Raw genomic sequence first — 14,386 nt, forward strand, 5'->3', positions numbered from 1 at the left:
CTATAAAATAATTAAGAAAGGGTTTATACTGGCGGAAGCTACCCGCTAATATAAATATAAGGGGGATACTGTATGACAAAATGGACTGAACATCAAAACTCGCCGTATAATGTTAGTGACGTTTTAGACGATAAAGGAGTAAAACTTTACAAACGCGGATTTCGTTTGTTGGAAGAGCAACTGGCAACTTACATTAAAGAGCACTATTCAGGAGTCAGTAAAATAGAATTTTCACCTATACTAGTTCGAGGAGGTGACGGACGATATATGTTTCATGCCAATATTGTTCCGATAGTTTATGATGAATATGGAGATAAGGCGTATTTAGGTAAAAAAATTAGAAATCAAACATTTGCTCATTATGATGATTTTAGTAGTATTAGACTCGATTTTGATGTATTGGATGAAGAAATCATTGAAATAAGAGTTGGTAGTGAATTTATTGATATATCTGATAGTAAATGTTTACCTGAAAATGCAAAACTTAATTCTGTTAAAGAAATTGATGAAAATATTGAAGCGCTTGTCAATGCTGGTCACCTAAAAGATGTGGTAAAAAGTGAAAAAGGTAGTCAAAAAGTGGAAATTCTCTATAATACAGAAATTAGGAAAGGAGACCATTTGGAATGGCGTTGACAGATGAAAAAATGCAAGAGCTACAAGTCAATGTGCTTGATATAATAAAAGAAAGCGATGCTGGAAAAGACTATACAATCCCCAGAACTAATCATAAGTATAGGTTAATCAATGAGGTCAACGAAACAACCCAAGCCATTGCTTTTGCTGGAACTTAAGTTTTTGGCGGAGCCATTAATAATCATGTTATAGAGTCTGGATTTAATGCAGCAACAGCAAGAGTTTAATTAATAGAACAGACAAAAGCAACACCGAAATCAAAATGGAAAGTTAATAAAATGGTATTTATGTTATAATTCAGGTATATAGTTGCTGTTACACAGTTTTCACGAAATATAAAAGGAGGAGACTGATGAAGAAAAAAATTTTTGTAATCGGCGCAGTTCTTATAGTTTTAATTTCGGGAGGAGTATATTGTATGACAAAATGGATTGAACATCAAAATTCGCCATATAATGTTAGTGACGTTTTAGACGATAAAGGAGTGAAACTTTACAAACGAGGATTTCGTTTGTTGGAAGAACAACTGGCGACTTACATCAAAGAACACTATTCAGGAGTTAGTAAAATAGAGTTTTCACCAATTTTTGTTCAAGGTGGGGATGGACAGACTATGTTCGATGTTAATATCGTTCCCGTAATTTATGACAATTATGGGAATAAGGCTTATTTAGGGCGGAAGGTTGGCAAGCATGGATATGCAAGCTACGGTCTTTTAGGAGATCTACGGTTAGATTTTAATGGATTTGATGAGGAAGTGATTGAAATTGATGTAGATGGTAAATTTCTTGACATAACGAATTACAAAAGTTTTCCTCCAAAAGCTAAATTAACAATCAACCCCTCAATGGATGAAAATATTGAAGCGCTTGTTAAAGATGGACAACTAAAAGATGTGGTTAAAAGTGAAAAAGGCAGTCTAAAAGCAGAAGTTGCCTATAATACAGAAATTAGGAAAGGAAATGAGTGGGAATGGCGTTGATAGAATGACATTGTTTATATTAAATAGCACTTAGTAAGGCTAAAAGATGTTAAGAAATCAGATGTAGGAAGTCCGAATGATGAAATAGACTACAACTTAGAAATTAAAAGAGGGAGCTACTCAGAATGGGAATAATCTTTGATTAAACAGGGAAATTTCTGTTTATGGATAATATGGCAGGAAAAATCGTCAAGAATATAAATATTGTTATATACTATAAACAGGGAAAATGGATTCGTTTTCATTTAGATATAGAGGTGACAGTTAATGAAGAAAAAACAACTTGTAATTATAGCTGTATTAAGTACCTTAGTTTCAGGAGGGGGATACTGTATGACAAAATGGATTGAACATCAAAACTCACCGTATAATGTTAGTGATGTTTTAGACGATAAAGGAGTGAAACTTTACAAACGCGGATTTCGTTTGTTGGAAGAACAACTAGCGACTTACATTAAAGAACACTATTCAGGAGTTAGTAAAATTGAGTTTTCACCAATTTTTGTTCAAGGTGGGGATGGGCAGTATATGTTTCATGCCAATGTTGTTCCTGTCATTTATGATACTCATGGTAATAAAGTCTATTTAGGTCGAACAGTTCAAAATTTCGGTTATGCTAGTTATGGAGATTATGGTGATGTCAGATTGGATTTTAATGGATTTGATGAAGAAATAATTGAGCTAAGAGTAGGAGATGATTTTATTGATATTGCAGGCAATAAAAAACTCCCTGAGGAAGTCAAATTATCATCTAAACCCAAGATGGATGAAAACATTGAAGCGCTTGTTAAAGATGGACAGCTGAAGGACGTGGTTAAAAGTGAAGAAGGCAGTCCAAGAGCAGAGGTTATTTATAATACAGAAATCAAGAAAGGATATCATTGGGAATGGCATTAAATGATGAACAGGTACAGGAATTACAAGTTGATGTGTTAAAAATAATAAAAGAAAAAAATGTCAATGAACAATTTCGTCTTGAAAGAAGCGGAAAGAAATATCAATTAATCAACGAAGTCAACGAAACCACCCAAGCCATTGCCGTTGCGCCTCTTAATAAGCAAGGACAACCAGACTTCAGTCAAACGACCATCGTGGTAGCTGGAACTCAGGCACCTAACGGAGATATTAATAATCATGTTTTAGAATCTGGATTCAATGCAGTAATGGCAAGAAATCAATTAACAGAACAGACAAAGGACGTTCGGGATTTTTATAACCAATCATTATCTAAGGCTAAAAAAATGGCTGGAACAGGACAAGCAGTTGATATTAGTAATATGTCGGGATTTAGTCAAGCGGGACCAGCAGTTGCTAAAGTAGCTGCGGAGATGAAAGTCCAGAAGATTACAAATTTCATGGACTGGGGTGCGTGGAATTCGTTGACAAAAAATACAGCCGATTATAGAGGTATTAGTGATGAAGAATTAGCATATCTTAATAAACACTTACATTCATACAGTGATCAAGGGAAAGATTTAACAAGTTGGGATGGTCATGGAGGGATCATTCCGTATGGAAAAGTATTTACTGTAGAGGGAAAACATCATAATGCTGGCTTACCAAAGATTAAAGGTAATAGTCTAGATATTAAATGGTATATAAAAAATAGTCTTTTCTGTTCTGGCATGACTGAAAAACAAGTGAGGGAGATTGCTAAAAGAAAAGCTAAGGCTGCTGAAAAATTTGACTTGTCTAAGCTAGAGACATGGTTTGATAGTACAGATCCAGAGTCTTATATCAAAGAATATTTAGAAAAATATGGTTCTTTTGCTCCTGAGCCTTCTAAGCAAGAATTACTCACTTTAAATAGACAACGCATTGGTGAACTGCACGCTTCTTTGAAAACGAGTTCAGGCAGTCAAATGATTAGCTTGAGAGAGGAATTAGTTCGTACAAGCGCGCAAACTGCTCAGCTACAAGCTGAGGAATATGAGCAGGCGATCAAAGATAGACTTGCAAATGCCAAGGAAAGTGTCTCTCAGCACATATCAGAACTACGATCGGCAGCGTATACGCTGGCTCATAACCTTTCTGGTGGAGAGATAGAGGATTTACTATCCGAGCTGAGCTTTGAACTAGCTTGGAATACTGGAATAGAAGCAGCAACTCTTTCCTCGGCCAACTCATATCAGACGAAAATGACAAGTATAGCAGGAAAATTAAACAAGGCAGCTGATAGAATCGTAGAAATTGACCAAGAAGGTAGCCAGATTTTTGGGGAATTATAGGAGGAAGTGTATGATTGAACCAATTATAGAAGATCGAGCAGAAGCAGAGCGTATCAAAAAAGAGTATCTGAGGATACAGGAACGTCTGGCTATTCGAGGATTAATCTCAGCCAAAAGAGCCACTCTCCTTGAAGAAAGTCGTCTATTGCAAGAATGGCTTACCAATCAGGCTGAGACGATGAAATCATTCTCATCAGTTCAAGTTCCTGCCGATTTGGAAGGTGCTTTTTCCGGTTTAGCAGCCGATTCGGTCAAGAATGTTTTAACTGAAATCTCAACACCTCATTTGATGAGTCCAATTCTATAGAAGGGGTTATGGATACAAAAAAACGGATGGCACAATTAGACGATGAACATATAGCATTTCGAAGAAAAGCCAGTGAATTGGAATGGGATTATCACGATATGAAACGGGAGGCTAGAAATTTTTCGGAGGAAATGAGTAATTGGGTTCTATCATTTTGTCGTCACAGTTCGCCTGTTGATTCATCTTATATATTAAATCAAATCGAGGAAAATCGAGAAGATTTTGAGCGGAAAATGAGGCGTTACGAAGATCGACTGAATGAAGTCTGTCAAGAAGAAAATCGCTTGTACAATAAAAAATTGGACGCACTGAAGAAAGAAACAAAGCAAAGATGAACTTCACTTTTCCTTTGAGACGAATCTATCAGGCAGGCTAAGCTTGTCTTTTTTTTTGTTTTTGGGAGGAGAAAAAGAAAGACGAGGTGAGTTTAAAAGGATTGCTTTATGTTTAAAATCAAAAATCAATTTTGAATCAGTTGATGAGAGTATAAAGTCACTAATTATGGTAAAATAGTAACAGATGAATTTTGAATGGAGGTTGGTTTAATACCAGCCCCTTCAATTAGATGAGGAGAAAAACATGCAAGCAGTTGCACATTTTATTGATACTTTTGTTCCAGAGCGCTATGATCTCTTTTTGGATTTAAATCGTGCGGATAAGACTTTCTCAGGGAAAGTTACCATTACCGGTGAAGCCAAAGCTGAGAAAATTTCCTTACACCAAAAGGATTTGACGATTGAGGCCGTAGAAGTGGCTGGACAAGCTCGTCCCTTCACTCTTGATAATAATAATGAAGCTCTTTATATTGAATTGGCATCAGCAGGCCCTGTGGAAGTAACCTTGACCTATACAGGTAAGATTACAGATAATATGACAGGGATTTACCCATCTTACTATACTGTGGATGGAGTGAAAAAAGAGATTATTTCTACGCAGTTTGAGAGCCATTTTGCCCGCGAAGCCTTTCCGAGTGTGGATGAGCCAGAGGCTAAGGCAACTTTTGATTTGGCTTTGAAATTTGACCAAGCAGAGGGCGAACTTGCTTTGTCTAATATGCCTGAAATCGACGTTGAAAACCGTAAAGCGACAGGCATTTGGAAGTTTGAAAGAACCCCTCGCATGTCTTCCTATCTCTTGGCCTTTGCTGCAGGCGATATGCAAGGCATTACTGCTAAAACTAAAAACGGTACTTTAGTAGGTGTTTATGCAACCAAAGCCCACCCAGAGAGCAATCTAGAGTTTGCTTTGGACATTGCTGTTCGCTCAATTGAATTTTACGAAGAATATTACGGTGTCAAATATCCGATTCCTCAGTCACTGCACGTCGCTCTGCCGGACTTTTCATCTGGTGCTATGGAAAACTGGGGTCTGGTGACCTATCGCGAAATTTACCTTTTGGTAGATGAAAATTCTACGGTATCCAGCCGTCAAGATGTGGCACTTGTTATCGCTCATGAGTTGGCTCACCAATGGTTTGGTAACTTGGTTACTATGAAGTGGTGGGATGACCTTTGGCTCAATGAAAGCTTTGCCAACATGATGGAATACGTCTGTGTCAATGCGATTGAACCAAGCTGGAATATCTTTGAGAATTTTCAAACAACAGGTGTTCCTTTGGCACTTAAGCGGGATGCGACAGACGGAGTCCAGTCTGTCCATGTAGAGGTGAAGCACCCTGACGAAATCAATACTTTGTTTGATCCGGCTATCGTTTATGCTAAGGGAAGCCGCCTTATGCACATGCTTCGTCGTTGGTTGGGAGATGAGGCCTTTGCCAAAGGCTTGAATGCTTACTTTGCTAAGCATCAGTATGGAAATACTATCGGTCGTGACCTTTGGAATGCCTTGGGAGCTGCTTCTGGTCGTGATGTAGCAGCCTTTATGGATTCTTGGCTGGAGCAGCCAGGCTATCCTGTCTTGACAGCTACAGTAGAAAACGATACGCTCAAACTCTCTCAAAAACAATTCTTTATCGGAGAGCACGAAGATAAGAAACGCACTTGGGTCTTGCCTTTAAATAGCAACTGGAAAGGTTTGCCAGATACACTGGAAACAGAAACGCTGGAAATTCCAAATTATTCTGCCTTGGCTGCTCAAAACCAAGGTGCCCTGCGCTTCAATACGGAAAATACGGCCCACTATATCACGGACTATCAAGGTGTCTTGCTTGAGCAGATTTTAGAGACCATTACAGACTTGGATAGCACGAGCAAGCTTCAAGTGGTGCAAGAGCGCCGTCTCTTGGCTGAAGCAGGCAGCATTTCATTTGCTGATTTGGTTCCAGTTATTGAAAAACTGACAGAAGAAACCTCTTATTTAGTTGTTTCAGGAGTTAAAGCTGTTCTGAACGGCCTCAAGCTCTTTGTGGACGAAGGAAGCGAGTGTGAGAAAGCCTATCATGAATTGGTTGTTAAACTTAGCAAATTCAACTTTGATCGTCTAGGCTTTGAAGCAAAAGAAGGCGAAAGTGATGAGGATGAGTTGGTCCGTCAGATTGTCATTGGAAATCTGATTGCAGCTGATGACCAAGCAGCAAGTCAAGAAGCAAGCCGCATTTTTGCCGCCCATCAAGAGGACTTGGAGAAATTACCTGCGGCTATTCGCTTGCACATTCTCATCAACCAAATCAAGCATTGTGAGAGCAAGGAATTGGCTGACCAATACTTGAATGATTATGTTTCAACGGTTGACGGTAGCTTCAAACACCAATTGGCATCTGCTTTGGCTTACACTAAGGATGCAGAAACACTTGCTCGTATTTTGGAATCTTTGAAAAACAAGGATATCGTAAAACCACAAGATTTGGCTATGAGTTGGTATTTCCCTCTCTTGAATCACCAATTTACTCAAGCTACTGCTTGGACTTGGGCGCGTGAGAATTGGGATTGGATTAAGGCGGCTTTGGGTGGTGACATGAGCTTTGATAAATTCGTCATTTATCCAGCTAATGCTTTCAAGACAGCAGAAACGCTAGCAGAATACAAGGCCTTCTTTGAGCCACAGTTGGACGATATGGCTATCAGCCGTAACATCAGCATGGGAATCAAGGAAATCGCGGCGCGTGTTAACTTGATTGCCCGTGAAAAAGCAGCGGTTGAGAAAGCAATTCAGGAAGGTTTATAAATAATTATATAGAGTTATGAAAGACGAATGTATGCTCATTTTGAGTAGTATATGTTCGTCTTTTTTCTTATTTTTCATAACGTATACAAATTGGAAACGCTAACACTTTATGCTATAATATAACTAAAAATCATTTAATTTATTTGTATAATAATATCGGAAGGAGTTTTAGAATAGATGTTACATGGAGTGCCAAGTCCCTATTCCTACTTTAATATTAGTAAGACTAAATTTTAGAAATGTAGTTAAAGAAGCATATCGTTAGATAGCAGGTATTAGGAAGTTTTATGTTTCATCTTCAGTTGTTTATTGGGATATTTTAGTATCAATAGTTCAAGTTAGATTATAATTTTTTGAAACTTATATTTTTACGTTTCTAATCCCAATGAGCGATTGAGATATATTCTTAGGAAGAGTTTCCTATATGGTATTCTCTTTTATGAAGAAAGCTTTACATGTCAGCTGAGTTTATAGAAGGTGGGGTGGCTCCTGTAACATCAGTCAAAACAAGATTAGACAACAATTGAGGTTATAAGCTTTATGCAAGTTATATATCACTATTTCCTAAGAATAAAAAGAATAAACTATTTGTAATAAGAAAACTTCTATCAAAGCTTCTATGAGAAATCTTCACCTGTTTGCCAGTCCTGAACCTATGCACTTGCTTTATAATATCAGTCTTGGTGAAAAGAATTCTCGAGATTTTGGAATATTTAGAATGGAGGAAATGAAATGACAGAAGGAATTTTAGTTGCTTTTTTAGGTGCCATTAGACCCACAGAAGATCAAATTAATGATGCAGAGTCTATTGAAAAAAATAAGTTCGGTTACACTGAAACGAATTATTATGATCCTATCTCAGAAAACGAAGTGACATCAAAATTTACTTATGAATACTATCTCACTAAGCGGACTGAAATCAATGTCAGTAAGGTTTTGTTGGTTGGAACTGATACATCTTCTTGGGAAGAGGTATATAGACATTTTGCTATAAAAAATAGATCTTTTTCAATGAAGGATTATCAGGGTTTTCGAAATGAGTTCTCCAATACCAATAAAATCAGTCTAAAGGAAGATTTACTAAAAAAAGCTATTGAACCAGCAACTGACTATTTCACAATTTTAAGAGGTAACTCAGTCACATTTCATCCTCTTATAATAACTCTTGGTTCAACTAATCAAGAGTTAAACCAAATATTTGAAAATATTAAAACTAAGTTAGTTAAGGAGGCAGCAAATCTTTTCGATAATAAGCAAAAAAATAAAATTATTTGTGATATTACAAATGGATTTCGTTCCTTTCCTGTCTTTACCTATATGTTGTCAAACTATGTATCTAAGGTCTTGAATTGGAAGGCGGAGTTTGAAGTGTTTTATGGTATGTTTGAGGATAAAACATACCCAGGTAAGACACCGATCGTCAATCTTAATAGCGTAGATAATCTAATGGCATGGATCAATGCAGCTAATGAATTTCGTTCCTATGCAAGTGTCAAAACTCTTCTAGAACTATTAGATAGAAGGGCTAATGATCCATACTACGACAACCTAAGAGAAATCTTCAATCAGTTTGAGTATGGAACAAATCGTAATGATCTTTACCATTTGCACCAATCAATTACACGCTTAGCGGAAGATACTAATCTTTTACAAGGAATCGGGGATCCAGCAGTAAAATTTATAATGAATGAAATTGCGAAAGATTTAGGAGAGCATTTTAAAAAATCTTTGTTTATACCAAAAGATGAAAAAATGAAACGCCTTGCCTACTTTCAATTTGAATTAGGGAAATGGTACGCTAGACAAGGACGTATTGGCCAAGCAGCTGTGACAACACAAGAAGCTTTAGTAACACTATTGATGTGGTTAGTAAATAATGATATCAAAGAAGATGATTTATTTAAATATGAGTTTAGAAACTATTTTAAGAATACTGTCATAGGAACTATGGATTCCAAAACTTATAAACCGATAAAAAAAGCTGAAGCAAATGTTAGAACAGAAATCCGCAATACCTTTTCTCATTGTAATTTCAACATATCTGGAGATATAGACAATTTACAGAAAAAAATAACACAGCAAGAGAGTTATTTAATTAAGTTTCAAAAAGAGATCGAGAAGCTACTAAGCAACGATGACTCTGGCAAGAAACTACAAGATAAAATTGTAGCTGATATTAAAAAGCGTCTAGCAAGACTGTTTTCAAATAATAAGAGATCTACAAAATTTTTTGAAGCACTAAATTTTACTTCTAGAGATGATTGAGAGGATTAAGAAATGCCAAATGAAATTAGAATTACAAACTTCAGAGATTTTGTCGAAAAAGTTCAAATGCTAGAAGCGGATACCTATCGTCATCGATATGTTTTTCGTGGAGAAGGAAAATATCCTGGCTTTGAAAAATGGAAGCTCACCCCCAAGATTTTTCGTCAGATGAAAGATAGTTGCGGAGATAAACAAATTTATCGGGAAAGTGATCTAATTGATGCTGTTATAAGTCGCTATCCAAATATTTTTAAAGAATGTAAAAGTAATCTAGAAATTTTACTCCTCATGCAACACTATGGTTTGCCAACAAGACTCTTAGATATTAGTTTTAATCCCTATATCGCTTTATTTTTTGCTTTGTCTGGGGACTCCAGCATAAAGAAACACTATATCTATGTTATTGACACAGAAAAGATTAATGAAGAGAATAATAAATCTGAATCTAAGCTGGGAAAAAGACAGAATAAAGGCTGGGATGCTCAAAAAAGTGTTTTTGACAATACCGTTGCTGTTATAGCTGCATTATCAAGATTATCTACAGCAGAACAGGATGAAATTAAAAATTTAAAAAATAACTATGAAGCTATGAAGAAAGAGCTTCAAAAATTTGTAGAGGGTAATTCATCAATCAAACCAAGCACTTATACGAATTTGATGAACTTTATAAACAGCAAAAGAAATAATATAGATCCAATTCCTTATATTAATAATTATAAAAATATGCAAGCGGCCTTTAATGCTAAAACATTAAATAAAGAAGCGTGGGATTTAATCCTCATAGATGTCCTAAATTCTGTTATTGAGAATTATGATGTTATGAAAAATCTAGCTAATAAAACCAAGTATTATAATCCCGGATTTGATCAAAAGATAAAATTTGAAGATTTAGATAATGACTACATTATTCGACCTCATTTTTCGAATGATCGCATTAAAAATCAAAATGGGGGATTTTTGCTATTAAATGCTCTAGACAAATCAAACAATAATAATGTACCAGAGGAATACATAGATACCGTTTGGATAATAGATTTGGAAAATGAAGATGATAGAGATTCCGAAGTATCTCGTCAGGAATTTTTAGAGCAATTACGCTACATGGGGATTGATCAGAGTTTTGTTTATCCCGAATTAGAAAATTTTATTTGTACAGATTATCTTGAAGTAGTAGATAATCCTTTAAACAAAACAAAAGGAGAGTAATATGGCACAGTGTATTGCGATTTATGATATTAGTGGTATTCAGAACTTCATATTCTCAACGAATAAGTTACGTGAAATGGTAGGTGGATCGAAAATTGTACACAAGATACTATTTGAACTACTACCTGAAAAGTTAGGATATAAAGAAGATAACTGGAAAGATGAAAGATTTTCAAAAGAGATTCTTGAGAATCGTCTTGGCAACGTCATCTATATTGGTGGCGGTAATGCTTTTGTGCTTTATAAGAATGAAGAGGCTTACAATTGGGTAACGATTGAATTACAAAAAGAAGTTTTTGAACTTTCTGGTGGAGGTATCCGTCTTTGCCATGCCAAAATTGAAATAGACTATTTAGATCAAAAGGGAAGCTTTGTAGAAAAAATTCAAAAACCATTAATGCAAGCTCTAACAACCTACAAACAAAACACAGCTCCAATTCAGACTGCTCGCGGTTTTGCATTTGGTGCTCAGGATAATGAAACTAAAGAGCCGATAGTATTAGTCCCAACATTGAAAGATAGTCATTGCAAGTATGCTAGTTATGGTCGATTTAAAAAAAATGAAATATTTTATTCAACGAGAGATGAAAAAAGCAGCGAGGAAATTAGCCAATATTATGCGGATAATTTTGAGCAGTTTCGAGACGAGGAGGAAAAAAGTTTTGTTGCTGTGATCCACATTGATGGAAACACAATGGGAAAACAGATAATTGATTTTGCAAATAAAAATCAAGAAGAAGAAGAGACATTATTTGAACAACTGAAAGCAATGCGTGAGCTCTCTAAAGAAATTAGCAAAATATACAGAGATACTTTAGATAACACGGTTAATGAGATATTCAAAAAAGAAATTGGAACTGAAAAAGCTTACAGGGAAGCTCAAGAATTGACTAAGAGTATACCATATCGAGAAATCATCTCAGATGGAGACGATATTACTGTTATTATCAAATCAAATAAGGCCTTACAATTTTGTGATTTATTTGTGAAAACATTAGAAAAGGAAAAAGAAGGTGGAAACTATTCTCATCTCAAAGATTTCCATATTTCTGTTGGGATAGGCATTGCCTTTGTTCACGATAAGTTCCCTTTCAGTACGGCTTATGACATAGCAGAGCAACTATGTAAAAATGCTAAAAAACGAGGATTAGAATATCAGTTTAGAAAAAATAATATAGATGTTACTCATTCGAGCATGGATTTTCAAATTATCAAAAGTGGTATGACTACAGACATAAAAAATTTCCGTTCCTCTAATTACTATTTGGACAAAAATAATCAAGAGCCCAAATGCTTATTAAGAAGACCATATTTGTATATAAAAGAAAATAATAATACTATCCCAAAAGAGTATACTTATTCAAATTTCATAGATACCCATACGGAATTAGTCAATCTCGGAATTGCTAATAATAAGCTTAAAGCTTTGCAACACGCCTACGCAACGAGTGAGATGGAAATTGATTATGTAATACAAATGATTAAGGCTAGGAAAAAGTGTGAGTTGCAACCTTGGATGGGAAATAAAGCGACATATTTTGATATATTAGATGTTTGGGATTATTTAAAAGGGGGGCAAATAGATGAAAATCTTACAACTGACGATTGAGTTAAAATCTGACATGTGCTGTGGTACAGGTACAGGTGATGGTGTCCAATTTGATACAGTTTCTGCTTATAATGATTATGGATTGCCCTACATTCCAGCTAAACGTCTGAAGGGGTTGCTGCGAGAACAAGCAGAATTTCTGATAGCTTGTGTTCCTGAAAATAAGAATTTTGTTGAAATATTGTTTGGAAAAGGAGAACAGGCTGGTGCTCTTATCGTCAATAACGCAGAGATTAAAAATGTGAGAAATCTAAAAGAGGACTTAGATAAGCTTTTTAAGAGTCAGCCGTCCTTATATAATCCGTCCGCGGTTGCTGAGTATTATACAGTAGCTAGACACGCTACTCAAATGAAAAATGGTGTTGCTAAACCCAAATCTTTACGAACAATTGGAGCCGTACCAAGTGGCACAATATTTGAAGCGGAGTTGTATTTGGCTGATGATTCTTGTGAGGAAGGACTAAAATTTTTGCAAGACTGTGCAAAACTTCTTCGTCACATCGGGCTCAATCGTACAAGAGGCTACGGGGAAGTCGTATGTAGCTTAAAGGGGAAGCAGGAAAATAGTTTGAATCAAAAAACGAATGGTTCAAAAAATAGTCAGGGAAAGCCAGCTATTTGTCGTTATAAAATTACTTTGAAAACAGATGTAGTTTCAGAGAAGGATTATATTACAGGTACGGCTTTACAAGGCTGGTTTGCAGGTAGGATTGGTCAAAATAAAATACAAGAATTACTAACCCAAGTAAAATTTAGCAATGCCTATCCTTGCCTAGATAATACGGTTTTTTACCCAATGCCTTTAAGTTATATCAGTGTGAAGAATAAAGAGGAAATTTATTCTCAAGCAGATGGTTTTAAAAGATGTGAAGGAGAGCAATACGTTAAAAGAACAGGCTATGCTTATTTTGATTATACTGAATGTTCCTACGATCCTTATGATGTTCAAAAGAGTATCAGTTATCATGTTACAACGAAAGGAGAAAATGACCTCTTTACCCTTCCTTTATTAAAGGCTGGACAATCCTTTGCAGGCTTTATTGTTGCCGATCAGAGTATGTTGGACCAACTGAAAGAGATTCTTACCAAATACAATGGGGAAATCCGTCTGGGAGGCTCAGCTAATATTCAGTTTGGAAAATGTGTTTTGACGCTTGTACCTAACAGAAATGTAGAAGGCGACTTGAGTTCTAACACTAGTAAGGATGCTAGCCCATCAGGCGAAGAAACACACGTTTATATTGTCAATCTCTTATCAGATACCATTCTCTGTGATGAATATGGCTTAAATTCTGTCTCGCTAGATGTTCTAAAAAGATCCGTTGAAAAATTGTTTAATATAGATGAGGAACCAATCATTGGTGACATCTATACAGGCACAACAACGACAGGAGGCTATAATGGTAAATGGAAGATGCCACGCCGTCGGTTTAGTGCCTTTTCAATGGGAACACAAATATGTGTTGAATCAAAGATTGAGCCCAAGCGTTCTGAAGGCTTTATGGGTTTGCTTCAAGCAGAAGGCTACGGACAGTACCGTATACAAAAAATTAATCCTGAGTTGTTCATTATAGGATTTAAAAAGTCTGAAAACCAAGAAAAAAATGTAGAAGGTGAAGTTGGATTTGAACTCACTTTAGCTGGTAAAGACTTAAAAGAGCAGATTGACTACAATCATCTCCTTAGAGAGCTAGAAAAGTCAGCCTATGAGATAATAGAAACACAGTCCTCTCTTTTGAAAAAAACGAGTAGTTCGTCACTCATGCGACTCAATGCCGTCTATCAAAACTTAAATAGAGAGGGTGGTGAAGCTACACTTGAAGTTTTAGGCTCTGTTTTTAAAAACAGCAATGATAAAAATAACAACGAACAGAAGATTTGTGAGGCAATTCTTAAAAGGTTTAAAGAGTTTAAAATGGATGACATTGTTGACACAGACAAAAGGGTCAGAGCTTCTCTACACTATTTGCAATATATTCTAACAGCTATCAAGTTCTGGTATAAAAATAATAAGGGGAGGGAGAACTAAT

At 36.0% G+C, this 14,386-nt stretch carries 13 protein-coding genes; all 13 read left to right on the forward strand.

The window, feature by feature from the left end:
* The first annotated feature begins 72 nt into the window (after nt 1–72).
* The 13 genes from SSIN_RS08560 (at nt 73) to SSIN_RS08620 (ending at nt 14,385) form a co-directional block, all read left to right on the forward strand.
* On the forward strand, nt 73–636 hold the full coding sequence (locus SSIN_RS08560) for a hypothetical protein (protein WP_037617946.1): 564 nt from the start codon (nt 73–75) through the stop codon (nt 634–636).
* Nucleotides 627–794 carry a hypothetical protein gene (locus tag SSIN_RS08565; RefSeq protein WP_156956310.1) on the forward strand — a complete coding sequence of 56 codons (168 nt, stop codon included), beginning with the start codon at nt 627–629 and terminating at the stop codon, nt 792–794. The genes SSIN_RS08560 and SSIN_RS08565 overlap by 10 nt, the downstream gene beginning before the upstream one ends.
* A 194-nt stretch (nt 795–988) precedes the next feature.
* Complete coding sequence (locus SSIN_RS08570) at nt 989–1,618, forward strand: hypothetical protein (protein WP_037617949.1); 630 nt, start codon at nt 989–991, stop codon at nt 1,616–1,618.
* A 267-nt stretch (nt 1,619–1,885) separates the two neighbouring features.
* Nucleotides 1,886–2,515, forward strand: coding sequence for a hypothetical protein (locus tag SSIN_RS08580; RefSeq protein WP_037617954.1), 630 nt, complete (start codon nt 1,886–1,888; stop codon nt 2,513–2,515).
* Nucleotides 2,506–3,846 (forward strand): hypothetical protein, encoded by a 1,341-nt coding sequence (locus SSIN_RS08585; protein WP_037617955.1) that lies wholly within the window; start codon nt 2,506–2,508, stop codon nt 3,844–3,846. The genes SSIN_RS08580 and SSIN_RS08585 overlap by 10 nt, the downstream gene beginning before the upstream one ends.
* A 10-nt stretch (nt 3,847–3,856) precedes the next feature.
* On the forward strand, nt 3,857–4,153 hold the full coding sequence (locus SSIN_RS08590) for a hypothetical protein (protein ID WP_037617957.1): 297 nt from the start codon (nt 3,857–3,859) through the stop codon (nt 4,151–4,153).
* A gap of 8 nt (nt 4,154–4,161) precedes the next feature.
* Nucleotides 4,162–4,488 (forward strand): hypothetical protein, encoded by a 327-nt coding sequence (locus SSIN_RS08595; RefSeq protein WP_037617959.1) that lies wholly within the window; start codon nt 4,162–4,164, stop codon nt 4,486–4,488.
* 244 nt (nt 4,489–4,732) lie between these two features.
* On the forward strand, nt 4,733–7,276 hold the full coding sequence (locus SSIN_RS08600; protein ID WP_037617961.1) for a M1 family metallopeptidase: 2,544 nt from the start codon (nt 4,733–4,735) through the stop codon (nt 7,274–7,276).
* Nucleotides 7,277–7,862: 586 nt separating this feature from the next.
* The gene (locus SSIN_RS11165) at nt 7,863–8,012 is read left to right on the forward strand and encodes a CRISPR-associated endoribonuclease Cas6 (protein WP_425314568.1); all 150 of its coding nucleotides are present in this window, start codon (nt 7,863–7,865) and stop codon (nt 8,010–8,012) included.
* Nucleotides 8,009–9,541, forward strand: a complete 1,533-nt coding sequence (locus SSIN_RS08605; protein WP_037617963.1) for a TM1812 family CRISPR-associated protein — start codon at nt 8,009–8,011, stop codon at nt 9,539–9,541. Before SSIN_RS11165 ends, SSIN_RS08605 begins: the two co-directional genes overlap by 4 nt.
* A 12-nt stretch (nt 9,542–9,553) precedes the next feature.
* Nucleotides 9,554–10,747 (forward strand): FRG domain-containing protein, encoded by a 1,194-nt coding sequence (locus SSIN_RS08610; RefSeq protein WP_037617965.1) that lies wholly within the window; start codon nt 9,554–9,556, stop codon nt 10,745–10,747.
* Nucleotide 10,748: 1 nt separating this feature from the next.
* Entirely contained in the window at nt 10,749–12,356 is a 1,608-nt protein-coding gene (locus SSIN_RS08615) for a Cas10/Cmr2 second palm domain-containing protein (RefSeq protein ID WP_037617966.1), read from the forward strand.
* Entirely contained in the window at nt 12,331–14,385 is a 2,055-nt protein-coding gene (locus SSIN_RS08620) for an RAMP superfamily CRISPR-associated protein (protein WP_037617969.1), read from the forward strand. Before SSIN_RS08615 ends, SSIN_RS08620 begins: the two co-directional genes overlap by 26 nt.
* Nucleotide 14,386 lies beyond the last annotated feature (1 nt).

It is taken from the genome of Streptococcus sinensis (assembly GCF_000767835.1).
Lineage (GTDB): Bacteria > Bacillota > Bacilli > Lactobacillales > Streptococcaceae > Streptococcus > Streptococcus sinensis.